The 22,694-nt window shown below is 63.3% G+C and carries 22 protein-coding genes and 1 tRNA gene; 6 read left to right on the top strand and 17 right to left on the bottom strand.

The genetic code is table 11. The features are described 5' to 3' along the window. Positions 1 to 4 precede the first annotated feature (4 nt). The 10 genes from tig to gatC form a co-directional block, all read right to left on the bottom strand. Positions 5 to 1,543, bottom strand: coding sequence for a trigger factor (gene tig / locus NUX07_RS05800; RefSeq protein WP_265530759.1), 1,539 nt, complete (start codon positions 1,541 to 1,543; stop codon positions 5 to 7). A gap of 58 nt (positions 1,544 to 1,601) precedes the next feature. Next, positions 1,602 to 1,686: transfer RNA gene (locus NUX07_RS05795), tRNA-Leu, on the bottom strand. Positions 1,687 to 1,799: 113 nt separating this feature from the next. Further along, entirely contained in the window at positions 1,800 to 2,405 is a 606-nt protein-coding gene (locus tag NUX07_RS05790; protein WP_265529549.1) for a hypothetical protein, read from the bottom strand. Positions 2,406 to 2,416: 11 nt separating this feature from the next. Next, positions 2,417 to 3,643, bottom strand: coding sequence for a M48 family metallopeptidase (locus NUX07_RS05785; protein ID WP_265529546.1), 1,227 nt, complete (start codon positions 3,641 to 3,643; stop codon positions 2,417 to 2,419). Continuing rightward, positions 3,633 to 4,394: a hypothetical protein gene (locus NUX07_RS05780; protein ID WP_265529544.1), complete on the bottom strand. Its 762-nt coding sequence runs from the start codon at positions 4,392 to 4,394 to the stop codon at positions 3,633 to 3,635. Before NUX07_RS05780 ends, NUX07_RS05785 begins: the two co-directional genes overlap by 11 nt. Positions 4,395 to 4,459: 65 nt before the next feature. Next, positions 4,460 to 6,118 (bottom strand): alkaline phosphatase family protein, encoded by a 1,659-nt coding sequence (locus NUX07_RS05775; RefSeq protein WP_265529542.1) that lies wholly within the window; start codon positions 6,116 to 6,118, stop codon positions 4,460 to 4,462. Between the two features lie 25 nt (positions 6,119 to 6,143). Then, the gene (gatB, locus tag NUX07_RS05770) at positions 6,144 to 7,610 is read right to left on the bottom strand and encodes an Asp-tRNA(Asn)/Glu-tRNA(Gln) amidotransferase subunit GatB (RefSeq protein WP_265529541.1); all 1,467 of its coding nucleotides are present in this window, start codon (positions 7,608 to 7,610) and stop codon (positions 6,144 to 6,146) included. Then, on the bottom strand, positions 7,603 to 7,950 hold the full coding sequence (locus tag NUX07_RS05765; protein ID WP_265529539.1) for a hypothetical protein: 348 nt from the start codon (positions 7,948 to 7,950) through the stop codon (positions 7,603 to 7,605). Before NUX07_RS05765 ends, gatB begins: the two co-directional genes overlap by 8 nt. After that, positions 7,947 to 9,425 (bottom strand): Asp-tRNA(Asn)/Glu-tRNA(Gln) amidotransferase subunit GatA, encoded by a 1,479-nt coding sequence (gene gatA, locus NUX07_RS05760; RefSeq protein WP_265530758.1) that lies wholly within the window; start codon positions 9,423 to 9,425, stop codon positions 7,947 to 7,949. The genes NUX07_RS05765 and gatA overlap by 4 nt, the downstream gene beginning before the upstream one ends. Beyond that, positions 9,422 to 9,709, bottom strand: coding sequence for an Asp-tRNA(Asn)/Glu-tRNA(Gln) amidotransferase subunit GatC (gene gatC, locus NUX07_RS05755; protein ID WP_265529538.1), 288 nt, complete (start codon positions 9,707 to 9,709; stop codon positions 9,422 to 9,424). Before gatC ends, gatA begins: the two co-directional genes overlap by 4 nt. A gap of 78 nt (positions 9,710 to 9,787) precedes the next feature. Here gatC and NUX07_RS05750 point away from each other — a divergent pair, with 78 nt between their 5' ends. The 3 genes from NUX07_RS05750 to NUX07_RS05740 are packed head-to-tail and all read left to right on the top strand — an operon-like array spanning position 9,788 to position 12,353. Continuing rightward, positions 9,788 to 10,939, top strand: a complete 1,152-nt coding sequence (locus tag NUX07_RS05750; RefSeq protein ID WP_265529537.1) for a DUF3089 domain-containing protein — start codon at positions 9,788 to 9,790, stop codon at positions 10,937 to 10,939. Next, positions 10,921 to 11,406, top strand: a complete 486-nt coding sequence (gene ruvX, locus NUX07_RS05745) for a Holliday junction resolvase RuvX (protein ID WP_265529536.1) — start codon at positions 10,921 to 10,923, stop codon at positions 11,404 to 11,406. Before NUX07_RS05750 ends, ruvX begins: the two co-directional genes overlap by 19 nt. An 11-nt stretch (positions 11,407 to 11,417) precedes the next feature. Beyond that, a complete protein-coding gene (locus NUX07_RS05740; RefSeq protein ID WP_265529534.1) occupies positions 11,418 to 12,353 on the top strand; it encodes an aspartate carbamoyltransferase catalytic subunit in 936 nt (311 codons plus the stop codon). A 6-nt stretch (positions 12,354 to 12,359) separates the two neighbouring features. Here NUX07_RS05740 and NUX07_RS05735 read toward each other — a convergent pair whose 3' ends face one another. From NUX07_RS05735 to NUX07_RS05725, 3 genes are read right to left on the bottom strand one after another with little or no spacing between them, the layout of a single operon-like run. Continuing rightward, the gene (locus NUX07_RS05735) at positions 12,360 to 13,778 is read right to left on the bottom strand and encodes a tetratricopeptide repeat protein (protein WP_265529532.1); all 1,419 of its coding nucleotides are present in this window, start codon (positions 13,776 to 13,778) and stop codon (positions 12,360 to 12,362) included. A 47-nt stretch (positions 13,779 to 13,825) separates the two neighbouring features. Continuing rightward, a complete protein-coding gene (locus NUX07_RS05730) occupies positions 13,826 to 15,343 on the bottom strand; it encodes a hypothetical protein (RefSeq protein ID WP_265530808.1) in 1,518 nt (505 codons plus the stop codon). Positions 15,344 to 15,358: 15 nt separating this feature from the next. After that, positions 15,359 to 16,090 carry a ParA family protein gene (locus NUX07_RS05725; protein WP_265529530.1) on the bottom strand — a complete coding sequence of 244 codons (732 nt, stop codon included), beginning with the start codon at positions 16,088 to 16,090 and terminating at the stop codon, positions 15,359 to 15,361. A 156-nt stretch (positions 16,091 to 16,246) separates the two neighbouring features. On the opposite strand from NUX07_RS05725, the gene NUX07_RS05720 reads away from it, so the two are divergent. Next, a complete protein-coding gene (locus NUX07_RS05720; RefSeq protein WP_265529529.1) occupies positions 16,247 to 17,236 on the top strand; it encodes a tetratricopeptide repeat protein in 990 nt (329 codons plus the stop codon). On the opposite strand, the gene serB is transcribed toward NUX07_RS05720, so the two are convergent. Further along, positions 17,233 to 17,955, bottom strand: coding sequence for a phosphoserine phosphatase SerB (gene serB, locus NUX07_RS05715; RefSeq protein ID WP_265529528.1), 723 nt, complete (start codon positions 17,953 to 17,955; stop codon positions 17,233 to 17,235). The genes NUX07_RS05720 and serB overlap by 4 nt on opposite strands. Positions 17,956 to 18,154: 199 nt before the next feature. On the opposite strand from serB, the gene miaA reads away from it, so the two are divergent. Further along, the gene (gene miaA / locus NUX07_RS05710) at positions 18,155 to 19,087 is read left to right on the top strand and encodes a tRNA (adenosine(37)-N6)-dimethylallyltransferase MiaA (protein ID WP_265529527.1); all 933 of its coding nucleotides are present in this window, start codon (positions 18,155 to 18,157) and stop codon (positions 19,085 to 19,087) included. A gap of 9 nt (positions 19,088 to 19,096) precedes the next feature. Beyond that, positions 19,097 to 20,065: a ketol-acid reductoisomerase gene (gene ilvC, locus NUX07_RS05705; RefSeq protein ID WP_265529526.1), complete on the top strand. Its 969-nt coding sequence runs from the start codon at positions 19,097 to 19,099 to the stop codon at positions 20,063 to 20,065. Here the strand turns inward: ilvC and NUX07_RS05700 are convergent. From NUX07_RS05700 to mutL, 3 genes are all read right to left on the bottom strand, one after another. After that, a complete protein-coding gene (locus tag NUX07_RS05700) occupies positions 20,062 to 20,229 on the bottom strand; it encodes a hypothetical protein (protein WP_265529524.1) in 168 nt (55 codons plus the stop codon). The genes ilvC and NUX07_RS05700 overlap by 4 nt on opposite strands. Before the next feature lie 66 nt (positions 20,230 to 20,295). Beyond that, positions 20,296 to 20,703 carry a BLUF domain-containing protein gene (locus NUX07_RS05695; protein ID WP_265529522.1) on the bottom strand — a complete coding sequence of 136 codons (408 nt, stop codon included), beginning with the start codon at positions 20,701 to 20,703 and terminating at the stop codon, positions 20,296 to 20,298. Between the two features lie 79 nt (positions 20,704 to 20,782). Next, the gene (gene mutL / locus NUX07_RS05690) at positions 20,783 to 22,579 is read right to left on the bottom strand and encodes a DNA mismatch repair endonuclease MutL (RefSeq protein WP_265529521.1); all 1,797 of its coding nucleotides are present in this window, start codon (positions 22,577 to 22,579) and stop codon (positions 20,783 to 20,785) included. Between the last annotated feature and the right edge of the window lie 115 nt (positions 22,580 to 22,694).

Genomic DNA, 22,694 nt, shown 5'->3' with positions numbered 1-22,694 from the left:
CAAATTATTTTGCCTTTGCCGGGGCCTTCTTCTTGGCGGCCGGCTTCTTGGCTGCCGTCTTCTTAGCAGGCGACTTCTTAGCAGCAGGTTTCTTTTCTGCGGCTTTTTTCGCCGTGGCCTTCTTGGCCGCAGGCTTTTTGACGGCAGGCTTTGCCGCTTTCTTGGCCGGCGACTTGCTCGCCTTCTTCTTGGTCGACTTCTTGGCAGGCGCAGCCTCTTCCGCCTCGATCGCAGCTTCGAGCTCTTCGCGGGTCACCGTCTTGTCGGTGATCTTCGCCTTGTCGAACAGATAGTCGACGACCTTGTCCTCATAGAGCGGGGCACGCAGCTGCGCGGCCGCCATCGGATTTTCCTGGATGTACTTGACGAACTGTTCGCGCTGCTGCGGAGCGTATTGCTGCGCAGCCTGCTGGATCAGCCGGGTCATTTCCTGCTGCGAAACTTCGATGCCGTTGGCCTGACCAATCTCCGAGAGCAGAAGGCCAAGGCGCACGCGGCGCTCGGCGATCGTCTTATAGTCGTCTGCTTCGGCTTCGATTTCCTTCAGCGCGGCTTCTGAATCTTCCTCATGGGTCGCTTCGTGGCGGAGCTGGTTCATGATGTTCTCGTATTCCGCATCGACCATCGACGGCGGGACCTCGAAATCATGGTCACCGGCCAGCTTGTCGAGCAGCTGGCGTTTCATCTGCGTGCGGGTGAGACCGTTGAGCTCTTCCTCGACCTGCGCCTTCAGGAGGCCCTTGAGCTGTTCAAGGTCGGTAAGGCCCATGTTCTTGGCAAAGTCGTCGTCGACCTTGGTTTCGGTTTCGACTTTCACTTCCTTGGCGGTGATGTCGAATTCGGCCTTCTGCCCGGCGAGATCCTTCGACGGATAGTCTTCGGGGAAGGTGACTTCGATGGTGCGCTCGTCGCCCGCCTTCATGCCTTCGATCTGGTCTTCGAAGCCCGGGATCAGGCGACCCGAGCCCAGTTCGATTTCCATATCGTTAGCGGTGCCGCCTTCGAACGCTTCGCCGTCCTTCTTGCCGACGAAGTCCATGACCAGCAGGTCGCCCTTGCCGGCCTTCTTGGTCTTGGGCGCCTTCTTCCAGCTCTTCTGGCCCTTGGCCATCTGCTCGAGCCGCTCATCGACGACCTTGTCTTCGACTTCGACGTTGAGGCGGTCGAGCTTGAGGTCCTTGATCTCGGGAGCGTCAATATTGGGCAGCGCTTCGAGGCTGACATCGAGCTTGGCATCCTTGCCCTGCTCATACTTCTCGTCGAGCTTGACCTCGGGCTGCATCGCGGGACGCAGCTTCTGTTCGGCGAGCAGGTCCTGCACCGCGGTCTGCACTGCATTGTTAAGCGCGTCGCCATGAAGCGCTTCGCCGTGCATTTTCTTGATCAGGTTGGGCGGCACCTTGCCGGGACGGAAGCCGGGCATGCGCACCTGCGGCGCGATCCGCTTCACTTCTGCATCAACCTTGGCCTGGATGTCCTTGGCCGGAATGGTTACTTCGTAGGCCCGTTTGAGGCCCTTGTTTTCCGTCTCGACGGTTTTGATTGCCACTTGTCGTTCCCGTGTCTTTTCAAATCGTTACAGCGCCAATTCACCATGCGAATGGTGCGCGCGGAGGGAATCGAACCCCCACATCTTGCGATACATGGACCTAAACCATGCGCGTCTACCAGTTCCGCCACGCGCGCGGACGCTCTTCTAAAGGTGCGCGGCGTATAGCAATCGTGGCTGCCAGCACAAGCGTGAATGGCAAAAAATGCCGCGAAATTCGAGAGATCGGGCGGCCAGCCCGACGAATCGCCTACTTGGTGAGCCGCGCGCTTGCCACCATGGCTTCGAAATCGGGCAGCGCCTCGTCGAAATAGTGCTGGCGCGCGCCATCGAGCAGGATGAGGTAGAGCCGCTCGTCGATGACCGCACCGACCGCCCTGCCCCGCCGCCATAATTCATCGCCCGACAGATACTCGAAATCATGCTGGAAGCCCTGCGCGCCCATGAAATCACGCGGAGCCAGATTGGTGGTGTCGAACTGCAGCGCACCGGCGCGGCCGCGATAATAGCTCTCGAGCATCGCCGCGATCTCGAACCCGGTCATCTGCTTGTCGAAGGGCGGGACCTGCCGGATGTCCTTCTTGCGCTGGTAGACGAGGCTCCTGCCGTCCTTGAGACCCGATACGAAGCTGAGCGTATCGAGATAGGGTCCGTTCAGCGTCCAATCCTCGACCTCGCGGACATCGCGGAAGACCCGGCTCGTCATGCGATTCCACTCGCGCGGCGGCGTCACCGCCATGCGATCGTTGCCGACCTTGTGTTCGCGCGCCTCGACCAGACGGAATGCCGCATTGCCGAAACCGCCGCCACCGCCAGAGGCGCAGGCGCCCAGAAGCAGGCTAACAATGATAAGCACGATCAAACGCATCACAGTACCTCCACGCGCGGCAACATGGCGCGCACCATTTCGGCGTCGGGCGCATCGGGGGCGAGGCGCAAATAGGTGGACAATGCGTCATAGGCTTCGGACATGCGCTGCTGCCGGCGCAGCGCGATCCCGTGCCAGCGCCAGGCCTCGACCGGGACATCGTCATATTGGACGGCAACCTCGTAGCCCTGCGCTGCCCGTTCGAAGTCGCCGTCGCGGCCGCGTAGTCGCCAGACTTCGGCTTCGGCATAGCGCAAGGGTCCGGTCCAGCCGTCTTTCGCCAGCGTCTCGACGACATATTGGCTGGCGCCCGGATCGTTGAGCTTGACCTGGTCTTCCAGCATCGATGGCCTAAGTCCGGCGAGCGCGGTTTCGTAGCGCTGATGATAAAGACCAAGGTCCGAATGCTTGGCGCGCAGTTCGGCGGCGCTGACGCGCAGGTCCTTCATGCGACGCTCGGGGCTGGGGTGCGTGCCGAACATTGCAAAGCGACGATGGCGACGCGTCCCTCGCGCCCTGGCCGACATTTCCAGTTCGGCCACCAATTGCTCCCACGTGTCGGGCATCGCCATCGGGTCATATCCGTTTTCAGCCAACAGCCGCGCGCCCATCGCATCGGCCTCGGCTTCCAGCTTGCGACTGTATGACAGGATCGAAAGGATCGTCGCGAACTGCCCGAGCTGCAGCAGATCGCCGAAATAGTTGCCCGTCGCGCCGCCAACCGCCCCCGCCCCTATCGCAAGGATGGCAAAGGCATCCGCCTTTGCCTTGACCGAGCGCCACTGGCGGATCTGGTGTTTGCGGAGGAAATGCGCGCTTTCGTGCGCGATGACGCCCGCAAGCTGCGCCTCGTTGCGCATCCGCAGGAGCAGGCCCGAGAAGAAGACGGTGAAGCCCGTCGGAAACATCATCGCGTTGAATTCGGGTACGCGCGCCAGGTAAATGCGTATGTCGCCCGCCGCGGGACCGCCGACGCGGCGGATCAGTCCTTTGAGATAATCATTGAGCGCCGGGTCGTCGATCAGCAGGTTGGAGCCCGCAATCTCCTCTTCGACGCGGTCCATCTGCGCCCACATCGCGATTTCGTCGCGGTCGGTAGGGCGATAGCCGGGGCCGATCAGCGCTTCCATGTCCTCGGGTTTGATCCGCGCGCTCGCCGGCACGGGTGCGGCCATCAATGCGGCGCCCGCTGCGCCAGTCGCAAGCAGCTGGCGTCTATTGAGCATCGCACACCGCCTTGCCCGGCTTCATCCGCCCGAGCAGCCGCTCGACCATCTGGTCGGCTCCTTCGCGCGTGCGGATATCGCCGAAGCTGATGCCGGCCATCTGGCTGCCGGTCTGCACGAGGTTGAACCAAACCACTTTGCCCGTCTTGAGATCGACCAGGCTCGCATAGGCGATCTGCCCGCCTCCGCCGATCGCGGGTGCGCAAAAGCCGATAAAGCACCCCGCCACGCCCAGCACCTGCATCGCCGTGCGGCCAGTACCGACCTGCCGGTCCTCGGCATACATGAAGAGCGCATAGTCGTAGCCTACCTGCTCGCCAAAGCGCGTCGCCCCGTCACCAAGCGTATAGGTCAGGCCTTGGCGACGCTTGTTGGGCAGCCGATAGCCGGAATAATGATGCAGCACGATCGAGTTGCCGACGGCATTGTGCAGCCGCTCGAGCTGCGCGACCGTCTCCGCATCGATGCCATCGAGCCCGTCGCGCGTTTCCAGAATCCGGACACGACCGCCGCGCGTGCCCTGCTGTTCGCGCAAGCTGTCGATAAGGTGGCCGCGTGCCTGTTCGGTCCAATCGGCGCGCGGCTCGACTAGCCCGCCCGTCGTGACCGTCCCGACGACCACCTGCGGTCGCATCACCAGTAGCGAATAGTCGCCTTCGGGCGGCGTGAAATTGACATCGGAGACCTGACGTGTGGAAACGCACGCCGACAACGCCAGCATCAGAAAAAACGCAATGAACAGGCGACGCATGACAATCTCCCGCGAACGCAAGGGCGACCCTGCGCGCGAAGAGCCTGATATTCAAGCGTAAATTATTAGTTGCCGCAGCGTTTCCCGTGCACGCCGTCAAGGCACACGCCATCGATCTGCGCCCCGCCCAGCGAAATACCGAGGTGCGCGGCAAGCGTCGGCAGGATGTCGATGGTGCGCGCCACGTCGGGTCGGTTCACCGGCGCCTGCCCCGGCCGGTAGAAGGCGATCGGCACACGGCGATCATAGTTCCACGGGCTGCTATGGTGCGAGATGAAGGTGGGTCCCGGTCGCTCGATCGGGGTGCGATATTCGGTCAGGACAAAGGCGAGATCGCCCGATCGTTCGGGATCATGCCCCGCCCGCTTGCGCTGGAGCAACGTCCAGTTCGCGGGGTTGCCCGTCGGCATCGGCGTAGCTTCGATTTCCTCGCGCGTGAACACTGCCTCGATCTGCGGATGCGCGGCATAGGTAGCTTTGAGCGCCGCGATGGCCTGCGCGCGCAATCCGGCGTCCAGGTCGCGCGCGACATACACGTCGTAGGGCGCATCGCCGGCGACCCAGTTGGCGGGTAGTTCGGGCAGCTGCGCTTCTACCTCGGCAATGACCGAGCTGTTGAGATCGGGCGCCATCCGGCCTGTTTCGATGCCTTGGAGCGCCAGGCGCTCGGGCAGATGCGGCGCACCGTGATCGGCGGTCAGCACCACCGCATAATCGAGCTCGCGCGCATCAAGCAGGTTGAGGAAGCCCGCGAGATTGCGATCGAGGCTGAACATCTGCAGGCACGCTTCGCCGCCGTCGGGGCCATAGGCATGGCTGACATAATCGGTCGCGCTGAGACCGAGCGAGATCAGGTCGGGCGCATCGCTCGACCTGCCCAGTTGCATGTCGTCGATCAATGCCGCGCCCAGCGCCAGCACCGCGCCGTCATAGCCCGGGGTGCGGCGGAATGCGCTCGTGTCGCCGGCTGTCCAGCCAAGCCGGCCATCACCCACGCGCCACTGGCCTTCGGCGAGGACTTCGGGTTTGGCGTCGCAATAGTCGGTCATATCGAGACCCGCCGAACCGGCGTCGATCAGCTGCTGCGTCGCGATGGTGGCGGCAGCAACGACCGGCGGGGTCGGGCCGGGAAGGTCGCTGATCCAGCCTTCATTGCCCCACCACCAGCGCTGATCGGCCTGTTTGCCGCCCATCATGACCGCGGCGCGGTCCTTGCCGGCGATCGCGACGTTGCGCGATCCCGGATGCGCGGCTTTCAGGTAGGCGCCGAGCGTCGGCACCTTTAGCGGCGAGGCGCTGATCACCATGTCATCGCCCGGTGCGTCGGGATCCTCGGCGCAATAGATGGCGCGCTCGTCGGCGGGGCGATCGATATCGATCCAGCGGTTGGCGATCACGCCGCTACGCGCAGGATGCGCCCCGGTCAGGATCGTGGCGTGACCGGGACACGTCTCGGTCATGCTGTGCGCCTGGTAGGCGTTGAGGAAAAGCGTCCCTTCGCGCGACAGGCGCGACAGGCCGCCGTTCATCAGCGGCAGATATTCCTCGAGCAGCTGGCTCGACAACGAATCCACGCTGATCACGACCACAAGATCGGGCGCGTCCGCTTCAGCCGCAGGCGCGCCCGGGACAGGAAGACCGGCAACGGGTTCGGGCGCGCTCTGGCTGGCACAGGCCGAAAGAGCAAGCACCGCGCCTGCCATGAGAAGGGGGGACTTGTGCATTGCTCTCTCCGTTGATCGCGGCGGTCTAGCCGCCGAGTTTATCGCGCAGGATCTGGTTGACGACCTGCGGGTTGGCCTGGCCGCGCATGGCCTTCATCGTCTGGCCGACGAAGAAGCCGAACAGCGCTTCCTTGCCGCCCTTATATTCCTCGACCTTGTCGGCATTGGCTTCGAGCACCTTGTCGACCTCGGCTTCGATCGCGCCGGTATCGCTGGTCTGCTTCATGCCCTTGTCTTCGACGATTTTCGCGGGCGAGCCGCCTTCGTCGAGGTAGATTTCGAAGACTTCCTTGGCCTGCCCCTTCGAGATGTCGCCCTTGTCGACCATCGAGAGGATTTCCGCGGAGGCCTCGGGCGTGTTGCGCTCGTCGTCGAACGCGATTTCCTTGGCATTGAGGATGCCCGGCATCACCGAATTGGCCCAGTTGGACGCCGCGACCGGCTCCGCACCAGCATCCAGCAGGCGATCGAACCATTTGGCAGTTTCGACTTCGGCGGTCAGCACAGCCGCGTTGTAGGGCGAGATGCCGAGGTCCTCGAAGCGCTTGAGCTTGGCATCAGGCAGTTCGGGCAGGCTGGCGCGGCATTCTTCGAGGAATGCGTCATCCAGTTCCAGCGGCAGCAGGTCGGGATCGGGGAAGTAGCGATAATCGTGCGCGTCTTCCTTCGAACGCAGCGTGCGCGTCGTGCCCTTGTTGGGATCGAACAACCGCGTTTCCTGTGCGACTTCGCCGCCTTCCTCGATCAGCTTGACCTGGCGCTTGGCCTCATACTCGATCACCTGCATCACGAAGCGGACCGAATTGACGTTCTTGGTCTCGGTGCGGGTGCCGAGCTCGCCGCCCGGCTTGCGCACCGACACGTTGACGTCGGCGCGCATCGAGCCTTCTTCCATATTGCCGTCACAGCTGCCGACATAGCGAAGAATTGATCGCAGCTTACGCAGATAAGCTCCTGCTTCTGCAGGCGAACGCATGTCCGGCTTGGACACGATTTCCATCAGCGCCACGCCCGAACGATTGAGATCGACATAGGACATGGTGGGGTGCTGATCGTGCATCAGCTTGCCCGCATCCTGTTCGACATGGATGCGCTCGACCCCGATCGTCTTGGTCTGGTCGGGCTTCTTTTCATCGGGGCTGACGGTGATTTCGCCTTCGCCTACCAGCGGGTGGTAGAGTTGCGAAATCTGGTAGCCCTGCGGCAGGTCGGCATAGAAATAATTCTTGCGGTCGAAGCGGGACCATTTGTTGATCTTGGCCTCGATCGCCATGCCGGTACGCACCGCCTGGCGGATGCATTCGCGATTGGGCACTGGCAGCATGCCGGGCATCGCCGCATCGACGAGGCTGACCTGCGTATTGGGCTCGGCGCCAAACGCGGTCGCCGCGCCCGAAAACAGCTTGGCCGCGGTCGTGACCTGCGCATGGACCTCAAGGCCGATCACGACCTCATACTCGCCCGAAGCGCCTTTGATGCGATAGTCAGTCATTCCGATACTTCCAGATTGGTAGTGACCGCTGCGCCTTACCTTGGCGTTCTCGATCCTTTTCAGTGATTTTGAGATGAAAGCCAAAAATCAGAAAGAAGCCAACGAAGCCTACTAAAAAATGCAATAATCCTTCTAACCCGAGCACATTTTCAGATACGTAAAATGAAGCCACGAGCGAAACTCCCAGCATCAAGAGATCAAGGTAGCCCCAACGTGCGCGACGCTTGTCATCTTCTCGCTCGTCGAGGGCCTCAATCAATTGATCGGCATGCTCTTGCGAATAGAGCTCTAGCCTCCGAACTCGCCTTTTAAGCTCGGCAAATTCGTCGCTATCAATCACCACCACTTCTCCGGCAATTCGATGGTCGGGGCGCGTTCCTCGATGGCGAGGCCCGCGTTGAGGACAGTCTGCTCGTCGAGCTCGTTGCCAATGAGGTGCAGGCCAAGCGGCAGGCCGTCGCCGTCAGTGCCGCCAGGCACGCTCATCGCGGGCAGGCCGGCGAGCGATGCGGGCACCGCGAACACGTCATTGAGATACATGGCGATGGGGTCGTCGCTTTTCTCGCCAAGGCCGAAGGCGGCGCTCGGCGCGGTCGGCGTCAGGATCAGGTCGCACTCCTCGAAAGCTTTGCGGAAATCCTGCTTGATCAGCGTGCGGACCTTCTGCGCCTTGGTGAAATAGGCGTCGTAATAGCCCGCGCTCAGCACGTAGGTGCCGATCATGATGCGGCGCTTCACTTCATCGCCGAAGCCGTCCTCGCGCGTCTGCTTGTACATGTCGTGCAGGCCGCCGCCTTCGACCGTCTCGCGCAGCCCGTAGCGCACGCCGTCATAGCGGGCGAGATTGGACGAGGCTTCAGCGGGTGCGATGATGTAATATGTCGGCAGCGCATATTGCGTGTGCGGTAGCGAAATCTCGACCGGCTCGGCACCCGCATCGCGTAGCCATTCGACTCCCTGGTCCCACAGCGCATCGATCTCGGCGGGTGTGCCGTCGATGCGATATTCGCGCGGAATACCTACTTTCTTGCCCTTGAGATCCGCGGAAAGCCCCGCTTCCCACTGCGGCACGTCGACATCGAGCGAGGTCGAATCCTTGGGATCGAACCCGCACATCGCTTCGAGCATAATAGCGCAATCGCGTACCGTCCGCGCCATCGGCCCCGCCTGGTCGAGCGAGCTGGCAAATGCGACAATGCCCCAGCGCGAGCAGCGCCCATAGGTCGGCTTGATGCCGCAAATGCCGGTAAAGGCTGCAGGCTGGCGGATCGAGCCGCCCGTATCGGTCCCTGTCGCCCCCGGCGCGATGCGCCCGGAGACGGCGCTGGCCGAACCACCCGACGAGCCGCCCGGCGTAATCGCGGCGTTGGAGCCATCGCGCCGCCACGGCGAGATAACCGGCCCATGCGCGCAGGTTTCGTTAGACGAGCCCATGGCGAATTCGTCCATGTTGAGCTTGCCCAGCATCCCCGCGCCCGCCGCCTTGAGGTTGGCGGACACCGTGCTTTCGTATGGCGGCTTGAAGCTGCTCAGCATGCGCGAGCCAGCCGACGTGGTGACGCCTTCGGTCGCGAAGAGATCCTTCATGCCCAGCGGGATGCCCGATAGTGGCTTGAGGTCGTCCGACTGGCGCGCCTTGTCCGCCGCTTCGGCGGCCTCCAGCGCCAGCTCGGGTGTCTTCACTAGGTAGGCGTTGAGCGTATCAGCGGCCTCGACCGCAGCGTTATACTCTTCCGCGATTTCTCGCGCGCTAAAGTCGCCGGCGCGAAAGCCGTCGCGAAGCTCGGCGATGGTCTTGGTCGTCAGGCTCACTATTCGATCACCTTCGGGACGGCGAAGAAGCCGTGCTGCGCATCGGGCGCGTTCGACAACACCTTGTCGCGAACATTGCCGTCGTTGACGACATCGTCGCGCAGCCGCATCTTCTGCTCGATGACCGCGGTGAGCGGCTCGACGCCGTCAGTGTCGACCTCGCCCAGCTGTTCGACCCAGCCGAGTATATTGTTGAGTTCGGGAAGCAGCCTGCTGGCTTCTTCATCGGAAAGATTGATGCGCGCCAGATTGGCGATGTGGCGCACGTCTTCGAGTGTAACGGACATGCGCGGTTCCCTAGCGCCAACGCCTGAGCCCTTCAAGCGATGTTGCAGTGCAATGCACACGCGGCTAGGCGGCACTCCATGGCAGCGCGAATATTTCTCGGCATCATCGCTCTCCTCACCGTGCTCGTGGTGGGGGGCGTGACCGCATATTATCTCTACGGCGATGAACTCCTGGCCGACCAGGCCATGCCGACGGTCGAATTCGTCGCGCCGCCCGAAGAAGATCGTCCGCTCTATGACGAGGATAGCGACTGGCTGGTGAAGCCCGGCGTCGGTGAGGAACTGATCGGCTGGGAGCCCAACGAGTTCCTGCCGCACCCAGACTTCGACCAAAGCGACGTGATGACCGACGATGCGGTCGACCCTGTCGAGCTGACGCCAGCCGCCATATTCTACGTCCACCCGACGACCTATTTGCAGCGCGACCGCTGGAACGCGCCAATCGAGCTCGACGGCAACGCAGCGTTTCGCGCGCGCATCTTCATCCAGTCGCAGGCCAGCGCCTTTGCCGCGATGGGACAGGTCTGGGCGCCGCGCTATCGCCAGGCCGCCTATGGTGCCTTCCTGAGCACCGAGCCCGATGCTCTGTCAGCGCTCGATGTTGCGTTCGAGGATGTGAGCACAGCGTTCGACGCCTTTCTCGCCGCCAACCCCGAAGGCCCGATCATACTCGCCGGGCATAGCCAGGGCTCGCTTCATCTCCTGCGGCTCCTCAAGACGCGGGGCAGCGAAATCTCTGACCGATTGGTCGCCGCCTATATCGTCGGCTGGCCGATCGATCGCGCCGTCGATGTTGCCGTGACCGGGCCTGCAATCTGTTCGCGCCGCGATGAAAGCGGGTGCATCATGACCTGGCTGACCTTCGCCGATCCGGCCAATCCCAACCTGTTCATGCGCACTTGGGAAGAGGGCAACGGCAGCGAACCGCTGCGTTCGCGCGAGCGGCTGGTCTGCACCAATCCCATCACCGGCGGCGAAGAGACGGAAGAGCCCGCGCTCGGTCGCGGCACGCTGGTGCCGACCGATGGCTTGCAGAATGCGACGTTGGCGCAAGGCGCCGTTCGCGCGCGGTGCGATGAGGGACTGCTCACGCTGGCAGGCGAAGTGCCCGAGCTTGGCCCCTACACGCTGCCGGGCAACAATTATCACGTTTACGATTATGCGCTGTTCTACGGCGATGTCCGCTACGACGCCGATCGCCGCCGCGAAGCATGGGAACGCGCGCAGTGATCTACACGACGCCCGCCGAATTCCTCGCGCACTGCCGCGAAGGCAAGCTCGCCGGGCTCGATGTCGGGACGAAAACGATCGGATTGGCGACCTGCGATACGAACTGGTCGTTTGCCGGTCCCTCCGAGACGATAAAGCGCACCAAATTCCAGAAGGACCTGGGCGGGCTGACCGCTTTCGTCGAAGCCAACGGCATCAGGGGGCTCGTCATCGGCCTCCCGCTCAACATGGACGGCACCGATAGCCCGCGCACCCAGTCGACCCGCGCCTTTGCCCGCAACCTCGCGCCGCTTGGGCTGCCGATCCTGCTCTGGGACGAACGCTGGTCCACGATGGCGGTCGAGCGCGCGATGATCGACGCCGATGTCAGCCGCGCCAAACGCGCCGACAAGGTCGATGCCATGGCCGCCGCGCATATCCTCCAGGGCGCGATTGACGCGCTGGCCAATCTCGATTCCGACAGCTAGGCAACGACCTCATGGACCTACTCAAGACTTCGGACCTCTCGGACGAACAGCTGACCTACCTGCTCGACGCTGCCGACCGCTGGTTCCGCTTCAATCGCACCGTGCGCACCGCCGATGACCGCCTTAAGGGCATCAATGTCGTCACTGCATTTTTCGAAAACAGCACGCGCACGCTGCTAAGCTTCGATATTGCCGCCAAGCGCCTCGGCGCGATGGTCACGACCATGCCGGTCGATGCCAGCTCGGTGAAGAAGGGGGAAAGCCTGCGCGATACGGCGATGACGATCGACGCCATGCGGATCGACGCGCTGATCGTGCGTCACGGCGATCCCGATGTGCCGGCGCAGCTTGCCGAATGGATGAACGCGCCCGTCGTCAATGCCGGTGCGGGCGCAGGTTCGCACCCGACGCAGGGCCTGCTCGACGTCGCCACCATCCGCCGTCATTTCGGAAAGGTCGAGAACCTGCGGGTCGCCATTTGCGGCGACATTCGCCACAGCCGCGTTGCCAGTTCGACCCGCGCCCTGCTCGAACGGATGGGCGCCGAAGTGCGGCTGGCCGGCCCATCGGCGCTGATGCATGACGATTATGACGGGCCCGACGGCATCGACGAAGCGGTCACCGACGCCGACGTCGTGATGATGCTGCGCGTGCAGCGCGAACGCCTCGAAAGCGAGCTTGGCGATGCGCCGGGCGAATATCTCAGCCGCTACGGCCTGACGGGAGAGCGCTTTGCCAAGGCCGCGCCCGATGCCGTCATCATGCATCCGGGCCCGATGAACCGCGGCGTAGAAATTGACGGCGACCTGGCGGACAGCGAACGATCATTAATCACCACGCAGGTGGAAATGGGCGTTGCCGTTCGCATGGCCGTGCTCGACCTCGTCACGTCACAAAAAAGGGCCGTCGCCGACGAGAAATCGGCAACGGCCCGTACGATAAACTAGATTGTCTTAGCGCGAGGCCAGCTTGAACGGCGCGTCGCCAGCGACTTCGCGCACCCAGCATTCGCCACCGGCTTGTTTGATGCTCATGCAGAAATCACGCGCTTCGGCGTCACCTGCAAAGCCCCAGGCAGCAAGGCGGTAATATTTTTTGCCGCCCACTTCGGTGCGCGCGGCCATCGGCTTGAAGTCGCCGATCGGCGCGAAGTTGGCGGTGCTGACTTCCCAACCCATGTCGAGCTGACTGCGCTTGGAATAAGCGCCGAGCTGGACGACGATCTTCGATTCGCCCTTGAGCGCTTCGGCAGCAGCGGTGATGCTGGCAGCCGACTGGGTGAAGCGGGTCGCATCGCTCGACAAGCCTGCGCTCGGCGCGGTCTTGGCCTCAGCAAATTTCACCGGCATTGCAGCGATATCGGCAGGCGTCATGATCGACGGCGCGGGCGCAGCTTCAACAGGCTGCGGCGCAACTTCTTCGATTTCCTGGAATTCGCCATCGATCACCGGAATATCCGTCACGCGGACATTGGCGGCGGGACGCTCGGCAAACTCGCGGTTCGTTTCCACGTTTGCGACTTCGAATTTTTCGACCGACTGTTCGACACGAAGCGGCGTCGAGATGACCGGACCGACCTGCGGCGCGACCGGCGGCAGCGTGACGGCAGCCATCTGCGTGCCGGCATCCGCCTGCGGCGCCAATGCAAGACGCGTAGGCTGGCCGGGATCGATCTGGGCGGGCGTTACGCCGGTCAGCGCGGCCACCTGCTGCGACTGGTGCGTCGGCGTGGCCATCACACGCCACTGCGTGAGGCGCGCGTCAAGCTGGTCGGCGGGCACATCCTGCGCGGCGATCGCGCGGGCATTGTTCCAGTCACCGCTGAGCGCGTAGGCAAGCGCCAGGTTCTGACGCGTGCGCGCATCGCCCGAAGCGCTACGCGCGGCATTATCGAGCACCGAGATCGCCGACTGGTGACGGCCGGCCAGCGCCAGCGCCAAGCCGCGATCGCTTTCGCTGACATAGCCCCGCGCGGTGTCGAGCAGCGAGACGGCGGCATCGCCGCGGCCCTGCGCGATCATGACAAGCGAACGCTTCAGGATGGTCTGCGGCTGGGCCGGCATGATGCTGAGCGAATCGGCATAGGCCTGGTCCGCCGAAGCAAAGCGCCCGGCAGCGAAATAGGCGTTGCCCAGAAGCGTACGGAAACCCGCATCGTTCGGGCTGCCTGCGACAGCTTTTTCGGCATAATGGATCGCGGTCTCGACTTCGCCCTGCACCAGCGCTGCCTGGGCCCGCGTCGCAAGGCCGATTTCGTCATGAGCCACCTTCGATCCGAAGATCGAAGCGTTGGGCCCCGGTGTTGCGCAAGCCGACAGTCCTGCGGTCAGGACAATGGCTCCGGCAATGTGTTTCGCGTTACGAATGGTCATGATGCGTATCCCCTAATGCGTCATTTCCTCTGATATTATCTGTCGTTTCAGCCGACCTCTTTGTTCGAAATGGTGTCCAGTTCCGGCATGTCGGCGAGCATCCGGTCGAGCGCCTCGACCAGCAGTTTCTGCGACGATTGCCCGGTCAGGGCGCTCGCGAGGCGCAGCTTGAGATGGCGTTCCTTGTCGAGACGCAGCGTGAAGGCAGCCTTTTCCTTGCTGCCGGCGGCGGCGCGCGGACGGCGCGGGCGCACCGGCGCGGAAAGCGGCACGACCTTGCTGATCTCGACCGCCGGTTCTGCGGCAGGCGTGATCGCTACATCGTCGACGCTTTCGTCGGCGTTCGCGAACGGATCGACCATTTCGGTCTTCGCGTCGGCCGGCGCGTCGAGAACGAGTTCGTCCTCTTCGTCGGCTTGGGCCGCGAGCGTATCCTCGTCCTTTTCGTCCTCGATCGCGTCGGTGAGTTCGAGCGCGTCGTCCTCTGCCTCAATGGCGTCGGTCAGTTCAAGCGCATCTTCCTCTTCCTCGACAGTGTCGGTGAGTTCGAGCGGCTCCTCTTCGGCTCCGCTGACGTCTTCAACCGCTTCGATCTCGGCGGCCTCTGGCAGATCGAAGGGCACCTTGTCGTCGGCTTCATCGACAGGCTGGTCGATGATCGCGCCATGTTCGGCAACGGCGTCCTCGTCTTCGGCGATATCGCCGACGAACTCGAGGTCGTAGAGCGTCGATTCATGCGCGGCGGGCTCTTCGTCGCCTTCGTCCACCGTGACATCGTCGTGGGTCTCGGCGACAACTTCTTCCGTCTCAGCGGCAAAGGCGGCCTCTTCGTCCTCTTCGAACGTGTCGACCTGCGTGACTTCATCGGCTGCAGCATCGAACGCTTCGTCGGCCATGTCCTGCACGGGCGGCCCTTCGCTGATGTCAGCGGGCGCTTCGTCGACGACGGGCGTGTCTTCGACAGCTTCGGGTTCGTCTTCCTGCGCCGCAAAGGGCACGAAACCTGCGGGCGCCTCGGTCGGTTCGGCGAGCTGCATCGGATCGAGATCGGCCATGTCCTTGTGGGCCGAATAGTCCTTGGCGATGCCCTTATGCTCGTTGAAGGCGTTGCCGCCGGCATCTTCCGCCTCGGGATCCCACTCTTCAGCGGTCTCGTCGATATAGTCTTCGCCGTCACACCAGGCTTCGTCATCCGAAACAGCGAAGTGCTTCATGATGTCAGCCTGCTGTTCGCGGACCGAGTTGGCCTGCTGCGATTCAGACTGGATGTGATCCTGGACGGCCTTGGCTGCGCTGAGGCCGGCAAGCGGGCCCAGCGCGGCGAGCACGCCCTTGTCGTTATCGTCGCCATCGTCGTAGCGACCCTGGACGAAGCCGGGACGCGGCGCGGTGTCTGCTGATTCTTCGCCGGGTGCGGGCGTTTCTTCGCCCATGTCGTTCCAGCCGAGATCGTCGAGCCCCTGCCCCATCTCGCCAAAGCTCTGGCGGCGCATGGCAGGACGCGCGTCACCCTTGCGGGCGAGCAACCCGGACGACAGCGATGCGAAGGCCTTATGTTCGCTCATGGTGGGAAGGCCTCCTTACTGGCCCACGACGCGGCGGCCGAAGCCACCGACCGGACGGGGCGAAGACGCGGGCGCCGCCGCGTTGGGGCGCTGCGCACCGGGAGCCGTAAAGACGGTCCGGCGGAAATTCTTCTCGAGACGATCCGAAATGTAATTCCACAGCTCGGTTACTTCTTCGGCCGATTTACCGTTGGGATCGACTTCCATGACGGTACGGCCATCGATCATCGATGCGGCAAAATCGGTGCGGTGATGCAGCGTGACCGGGGCAACCGTGCCGTGCTGCGACAGGGCAACCGCCGCTTCGTAGGTAATCTTGGCCTTGGGCGTCGCCGCATTGACCACGAAGATCAGCGGCTTGCCGGCGCGGTCGCACAGATCGACCGTCGCACCAACGGCGCGAAGGTCGTGCGGCGACGGCCGGGTCGGTACAACGACCAGTTCGGCCACCGCGATGACCGACTGGATCGCCATGGTGATGGCGGGCGGCGTATCGATAACCGCCAGTTTGAAACCCTGCTGGCGCAGGACTTCGAGGTCCGAGGCCAGGCGGGCGACCGTCGTCTGGGCGAAGGCGGGCATTTCGTCCTCGCGTTCGTTCCACCAGTCGGCGAGCGACCCTTGCGGATCGATATCGATCAAGCAGACCGGGCCGTGGCCGGCTCGCTGTGCTTGCACCGCAAGGTGACCGGACAGGGTCGTTTTCCCCGAACCGCCTTTTTGCGATGCCATTGCCAGAACGCGCATTATCTTCCCCTCGCGTTAGTGAACGCTGTTGTTCGAGGATGGAATTGACACTGAACTGGCTAAAATCTGGTTAACACGCTCAAGACGCTGTTGCCTTTCCCTCTGATGCGCTATGAAAAATGACGTCGTTTTGGCGTCAGTTCGAAGGATGTGATTATGCGTATTTCGGCAATCTGGGGGTTCGCTCTGGCCGTTTCGATGGCACAGCCTGCTGCTGCGCAATCGGTGCGTGACGGCATCGATGCCTGGGCCGCGGGAAATTATGTCGAAGCGGTCACCATCTGGCGCCCGCTGGCCGACAGCGGCGATGCCGATGCCGCCTTCAACATGGGCCAAGCCTATCGCATGGGGCGCGGAGTCGGGATCGATAATGCCCGCGCGCAGCGTTATTTCGAATCCGCCGCGCGCCAAGGCCATCTCGATGCCGAGGTCAATCTTGGCCTGATGCTGTTTTCGAATGGCGACAAGGTCAACGCGATGCGCTGGCTTCGTTCGGCCAGCAGCAAGTCCGATCCACGCGCCATGCTGGTCTACGGCACGGCACTATATAATGGCGACGGCGTGCCGCGCGATCCGGTTGCAGGCTATGCCTACGTGAAGCGCGCCGCGGATACGGGGCTCGACCCTGCCCGCCGTACGCTGTCGGAACTCGACAGGTTGTTGTCCGACGAGATCAAGACGCAGGGCACGCAGCTTGCCGCGCGGCAGCAAGGCCTTGCCCAGACGCCGCGTGAGGCGACCGCGCGGCCGACCACGCCTGCGCCTTCGGCCAAGCCCAAGGCCGTCACGCCGTCAGCCACCGCCAAGGCAACGCCGCCACCCGCGCCGAAACCGACCCCCAAGCCCACCGCCGCACCGCCGCCCGCGCCCAAGCCTGCGCCCGCTGCAACGGCGAGCGCGGCCAGCACCGCCACCGGTCCATGGCGTCTCCAGCTTGGCGCGTTTTCCAAAAGCAGTTCCGCCAGCGCGTTATATGACAAGGTCAAGGGCAATGCCGCGCTGTCGGGCAAACGCTCTTTCCTGGTGGATGCCGGGAACGTCACCCGCCTCCAGGTGGGACCGTTTGCCAGCCGCGCCGCCGCCAATGCCGCATGCAAGCGACTCCAACAAAGCGGCCAGGCCTGCTTCCCGGTAAAAGCGAACTAGGCCCAGTCGGCCTTGGGAATGCCAAGCGCCCACAGGATCGAATCGAGCGGGTGATGGTCGAGCCGCGCATCGGCGGCAGCGGCGACCGCGGGCTTGGCGCGATACGCAATGCCGAGGCTCGCCGCATCCAGCATGTCGAGATCGTTCGCACCATCGCCGATGGCGAGCGACGTCCCCTCGCCTAGCGCCGCCATTTCTTCGCGCAGCACATTTGCCTTGGTCGTCCGATCGACGATGTCGCCATCGACCGTGCCGGTCAGCCGGTTGCCTTCGACGCCAAGCTTGTTGGCGACGACGCGGTTGAAGCCGAGCCAGCCGCCGACCACATCGGCAAAGGCTGTAAAGCCGCCCGAAACGAGGACGCAGCGCACGCCCTTTGCCTTGAGTGTTCTGACGAGCCGTTCGGCACCCGGATTGGGCACGATGCGCTCGTCGAGCAAGCGCGATATCGTTTCGACCGGCAGCCCTTCGAGCAGCGCCAGCCGCTCTTTCAGCGATCCGGCAAAGTCGAGTTCGCCCTGCATCGCGCGCTCGGTAATGGCGGCGACCTGCTCGCCGACGCCCGCCATGTCGCCAAGCTCGTCAATGCACTCCTGCCCGATCATTGTGCTGTCCATATCGGCGATGAAAAGTTGAGGTAGTCGATTCCCCTCAGGCTGGATTATGACGTCAATTCGCAGGTCATATCCGAAACCACCTTTGGCAATAGCAATGGCCATTGACTTGATGCCTTCGGCCAACTCGTTTCGATCATCGAAAGAAAATTGTTTGGACGGATTGATGTGAAGATCACATGCAGCGCCTTCATCCAGCCAGTGACGCTCGCGGATCTTTCCAGCGGTACAATCCTCATCAAATTGCCAGAGAACTTCCGATAAAAGCTCAGCGTCCAGTTGGCCTTCTGCTATTAGCGTCGCAATGAACAAATCGCGTCCTCCTCTCGCCCTCATCGCGGGTCCGACCGCCAGCGGCAAGTCCGCATTGGCGATTGCGGTCGCCAAAGCGGCGAATGGCGTGGTGATCAATGCCGATAGCGCACAAATCTACGCCGACATCGATATCGTCGCGGCACGCCCGAGTGCCGACGAGCAGGCGCAGGCGCCGCACCGCCTCTATGGGGTGCGTGATGGTGCCGACCCTTGTTCGGCTGCGGATTGGGCTGCCCTCGCCCGCGCCGAGATCGACGCAGCGCAAGAGAGCGGCCAATTGTCCATCCTTGTCGGTGGCACCGGCCTTTATCTGCGGACGCTGCTGGAAGGCATCGCCCCCGTTCCCGACATTGACCCCGACATTCGGGAAGAAATCCGCGCCGCTGACGTGGCCGACAATTATGCAGCGCTACAGGCGGCCGACCCCGAAGGTGCCGCCAAGCTCAACCCGGGCGACACCACTCGCATCGCCCGCGCGCTCGAAGTGATCCGGTCGACCGGACAGACACTTGCCTACTGGCAAAACCACAAAGAAGGCGGGATCGGCGATGACGTCACCGTTGCGCCGCTGATCCTGCTTCCGCCGCGTGAGTGGCTGGTCGAACGATGCGATCGCCGTTTTGCCCAGATGCTTGACCACGGCGCGATCGAAGAAGTCGAGGCGCTGCTCGCCCGCGACCTCGACCCTGCTTTGCCCGTCATGCGCGCCATCGGCGTTCCCGAAATTGCGTCCTTCATTCGGGGCGAAACGTCGCGGGGCGAGATGATCGAGGCAGGCCGGCTCGCCACGCGCCAATATGCCAAGCGCCAATATACCTGGTTCCGCAACCAGCCGCCTGCCGACTGGCCGCGCTTTGAAGAGCCGCTCGATGCCCCGGGCGCACTGGACCGCGCCGTTTCCATCATCACCGACAGGCTGTAGGGCAAGCTCATGGACATCATCCGCGACGACCAGATCGATCCTGCCCCGCTCGCCGGCAAGCGCATTGCCATTATCGGCTACGGCAACCAGGGGCGCGCGCAGGCGCGCAACCTGCATGATGGCGGTCACGACGTGGTGATCGGTCTCCGGGACGGCAGCGAGAGCGCGGCGCGCGTCGAAGCCGACGGCCTCTTCCACGCCGCGCCCCAAGACGCGGTCGAAGGCGCTGCGCTCACCATGATGCTGTTACCCGACGAGGTGATGACGGGTGCTTACGGTGCAATCGAAGATGCCCTGCCCCGCGGCAGCGCGCTCGGTTTCAGCCATGGTCTCGCCGTCCATTTCGGCTTCATCCGGCCGCGCGATGATCTCGATGTCGTCATGGTCGCGCCCAAGGGACCGGGCACCGCGCTCCGCCAACTCTACACCGAGGGCAAGGGCATGATCGGCTTATGGGCGGTGGAACAGGATGCCACCGGCCGCGCGCGGGACATTGCGCTCGCTTACGGGCAGGCCATCGGCTGCGCGCGTGCGGGCCTTATCGCAAGCACTTTTGCCGAAGAATGCGAAGCCGATCTGTTCAACGAACAGGCCGTCGTCTGGGGCGGTGTTCCTGCCCTGCTGGAGGCCGGGTTCGACACGCTGATTGAAGCCGGATACTCCGAAGAACTGGCGTTATTTGAGTGTGTTAGCGAACTAAAGTTGCTAGCCGATCTCATTGAGGCGCGCGGTATTGCCGGCATGCGCGAAGCGATCAGCAACACCGCCGAACTCGGCGCGGTGCTGGGTGGCCCCAAGATGGTGGACGACACGGTGCGCCAGAAAATGCGCGACATATTGGAGCATGTGCGCAGCGGCGAGTTCGCCGAGGCTTTGAGGCGCGAGGAAGCCGAAGCCTACCCGCTCCTCAGAAAGGCCCGCGCCGAAGCGCGCGCTTCAAAGGTAGAAACGGTCCGCCAACGGATCGAAAAACTCTAGCCAATCTCCTCGGGGCGAAGGACGTCGCGTCCCCCCGTCGCCGCGCGCTCGGCATAAGCGCGCTGCATCAGCTTGTGAATTTCGACCACGGCCGGATTTTCCGAAGCCTCGGCGCGGCGCAATTCCTGCATCGCGCGCCGGGCATAATAGCGCCGGTCACTCATCGTCATCCCCTGTGCTCTCATTGATGACCGTCTCGGTATAGCACCGATTGGCGAGTCGCGGAATGGTCAGGCAGCGGCAAGAATCGACGAATAGCGCCGGAGCGGTTTGTAGATGGAGCCGTGCGCCTTCTCCTCGCGCAACGAGCGCACCATCCGGGCCAGGCTCATGGGGGTTGCGGATGGCGCAATCTGCTTATGCGCGAGCGGTTGGCCCGGAAAATGGCGCACGTCGATTTTGCGTTTTCCGAGCAGCACGATCGCACGATGCCGCCTGTCACGGCATATGCGTTCGAACGTCGAGGTGACGTCATTGCTTTCGCCTTCGATGATCCCGGCGAGGCGCCTGCCACCCACGATCATCGACCCGGTAATGCCCATCTTCATATTATGGGCGCGGCAGCGCGCGACGACCTCGTCTAGCGTCGGTGCATCCATGGGTTCGACCATGATGGAGCTGAACGCGAGTTGCAGCATATCTTCCCTCCCCGATCGTGTCGGAGCGGTGTTGCATCGGCGTAGTTAATCGAAGGCCACCATCGCCTCCGATACGGAGCTACTTGCGTCCGAACAGTTTCTCGATATCGCCATGCGCGAGTTTGACCCATGTCGGGCGGCCGTGGTTGCACTGGCCCGAATGCGGAGTCGCTTCCATCTCCCGGAGTAGCGCGTTCATCTCGTGCACCGAAAGGATCCGTCCTGCGCGCACCGAGCCGTGGCAGGCCATCGTACCGGCCACGAGATCGATCCGGTCGCGCAAGGTCACGCTGGACCCGAGTTCCGCCAATTCGGCGGCGATATCGGCGAGCAACTGCGGCGCTTTCACTTTCTGTCCGAGCGGCGCAGGCGTGGCGCGAACCAGCATGGCGCCCGGGCCAAAGCGTTCGATCTCCAGCCCCAGCTGCGCCAGTTCATCGGCGGCCTCCTCGAGACGCTCGCAATCGGTTTCATCCATTTCGACCGTTTCAGGGATCAAAAGCGGCTGGCGCTTGATTTCCTCACCCTCGCGCGCTGCGCGCATGCGCTCGAGCACCAGCCGTTCGTGTGCGGCATGCTGGTCGACGATGACCAGACCGTCTTCCGCCTCGGCGACGATATAGGTGGCGGCGACCTGACCGCGCGCGGCGCCAAGCGGATACTGCGCGGCTTGAGGTGGCGGAGCCTCGGCGATCTCGGCGCGCGCTTGCGGCGGCGCGGCAAAGGCAGCGCGCGCTTCCCAAACACTGGGTTGGCCGGGATGCGCGGCAAGGTCGTCCGGCCGTGCATACGCCGCCGCTTCGACCGGCCGCTCGGGATTGGGCGATGACGTCGTTCCGACCGGCTCGACCTGCCAGGCGGCAGGCTGCGCCAACTGTTCGCGGTTGGCCGACAGGTGCCCCGCTTCTTCCAGCGCGCGCCGGATGCCGCCAACGATGAGTCCGCGCACGCCCTGCGCGTCGCGAAAGCGCACTTCGGTCTTGGCGGGGTGGACATTGATGTCGACCTCATGCGTCGGAAGATCGAGGAACAATGCCGCGATCGGATGACGGTCGCGCGCCAACAGATCGCGATAGGCACCGCGCAGCGCGCCGACCAGCAGCCGGTCTTTCACCGGCCTGCCGTTGACGAACAGATATTGCTGGTCGCCCATGCCGCGATTGAAGGTCGGAAGGCTGACGACCCCCGTCATCCGCATGTCCCCGCGCTGCGTATCGAGGCCGAGCCCGTTTTTCTGCAATTGCGGATTGAGCAGGGCGGCAACGCGTTCGGGCGGCGATTGCGGCTGCACTTCGATCACGCGGCGCCCGTCATGATCGAGCGTAAAGCCGACCTGCGGCGCCGCCATGGCGAGCCGCCGCATGACATCGAGGCTGGCGGTATATTCGCTGCGCGGCGTGCGCAGGAACTTGCGCCGCGCGGGTACCTTGTCAAACAAGCCTTCGACCTTAATGCGGGTGCCAGGCGGCAACGCGGCCGGGCCTTCTTCAATCTTCTCGCCGTGGTCGACGACCAACTTCCAGCCATCACTGTCGCCAGTGCGGCTTTCCATGGTGAAGCGCGACACGCTGGCGATCGAGGGCAAGGCTTCGCCGCGAAAACCGAAGCTGACCACATCTTCAATGGCCGCATCGGGCAGCTTGGACGTCGCGTGGCGTTCCAGGCTGAGCGCCATGTCATCGCGTGTCATGCCGCACCCATCGTCGACGACTTCGACCCGTTCGAGCCCGCCCGCCGACAGCTTCACCGCGACATTGGACGCGCCTGCATCGAGACTGTTTTCCACCAGTTCCTTGAGCGCGCTCGCCGGTCGCTCCACCACCTCGCCCGCGGCGATGCGATTGATGAGGTCGGACGGGAGCCTTCTTATTGACATCGCAAGCCTTCTAGCCCAATTCGGAACTTCGCGCGAAGTGCTGATTTTCTTAGGAAATTCATGCTTCTTTCAACGAATTCGGGTTAACAGCCGGGGGTACGGGACGCAAAGTCCC

It is taken from the genome of Sphingomicrobium marinum, assembly GCF_026157105.1.
GTDB lineage: Bacteria > Pseudomonadota > Alphaproteobacteria > Sphingomonadales > Sphingomonadaceae > Sphingomicrobium > Sphingomicrobium marinum.
This window is presented reverse-complemented; position numbering and strand designations above follow the sequence as displayed.

Bases quoted from the DNA above. Each gene is read 5' to 3' on its own strand.
- mutL (WP_265529521.1), bottom strand. From the start codon at position 22,579: ATGTCAATAAGAAGGCTCCCGTCCGACCTCATCAATCGCATCGCCGCG.
- NUX07_RS05695 (WP_265529522.1), bottom strand. From the start codon at position 20,703: ATGCTGCAACTCGCGTTCAGCTCCATCATGGTCGAACCCATGGATGCA.
- gatB (WP_265529541.1), bottom strand. From the start codon at position 7,610: ATGACTGACTATCGCATCAAAGGCGCTTCGGGCGAGTATGAGGTCGTG.
- NUX07_RS05780 (WP_265529544.1), bottom strand. From the start codon at position 4,394: ATGCGTCGCCTGTTCATTGCGTTTTTTCTGATGCTGGCGTTGTCGGCG.
- NUX07_RS05735 (WP_265529532.1), bottom strand. From the start codon at position 13,778: ATGACCATTCGTAACGCGAAACACATTGCCGGAGCCATTGTCCTGACC.
- NUX07_RS05730 (WP_265530808.1), bottom strand. From the start codon at position 15,343: ATGAGCGAACATAAGGCCTTCGCATCGCTGTCGTCCGGGTTGCTCGCC.
- gatC (WP_265529538.1), bottom strand. From the start codon at position 9,709: ATGTCCGTTACACTCGAAGACGTGCGCCACATCGCCAATCTGGCGCGC.
- serB (WP_265529528.1), bottom strand. From the start codon at position 17,955: ATGGCCATTGCTATTGCCAAAGGTGGTTTCGGATATGACCTGCGAATT.
- NUX07_RS05785 (WP_265529546.1), bottom strand. From the start codon at position 3,643: ATGCTCAATAGACGCCAGCTGCTTGCGACTGGCGCAGCGGGCGCCGCA.
- miaA (WP_265529527.1), top strand. From the start codon at position 18,155: ATGAACAAATCGCGTCCTCCTCTCGCCCTCATCGCGGGTCCGACCGCC.
- NUX07_RS05740 (WP_265529534.1), top strand. From the start codon at position 11,418: ATGGACCTACTCAAGACTTCGGACCTCTCGGACGAACAGCTGACCTAC.
- NUX07_RS05720 (WP_265529529.1), top strand. From the start codon at position 16,247: ATGCGTATTTCGGCAATCTGGGGGTTCGCTCTGGCCGTTTCGATGGCA.
- NUX07_RS05700 (WP_265529524.1), bottom strand. From the start codon at position 20,229: ATGAGTGACCGGCGCTATTATGCCCGGCGCGCGATGCAGGAATTGCGC.
- NUX07_RS05725 (WP_265529530.1), bottom strand. From the start codon at position 16,090: ATGCGCGTTCTGGCAATGGCATCGCAAAAAGGCGGTTCGGGGAAAACG.
- ilvC (WP_265529526.1), top strand. From the start codon at position 19,097: ATGGACATCATCCGCGACGACCAGATCGATCCTGCCCCGCTCGCCGGC.
- NUX07_RS05775 (WP_265529542.1), bottom strand. From the start codon at position 6,118: ATGCACAAGTCCCCCCTTCTCATGGCAGGCGCGGTGCTTGCTCTTTCG.
- NUX07_RS05750 (WP_265529537.1), top strand. From the start codon at position 9,788: ATGGCAGCGCGAATATTTCTCGGCATCATCGCTCTCCTCACCGTGCTC.
- ruvX (WP_265529536.1), top strand. From the start codon at position 10,921: ATGGGAACGCGCGCAGTGATCTACACGACGCCCGCCGAATTCCTCGCG.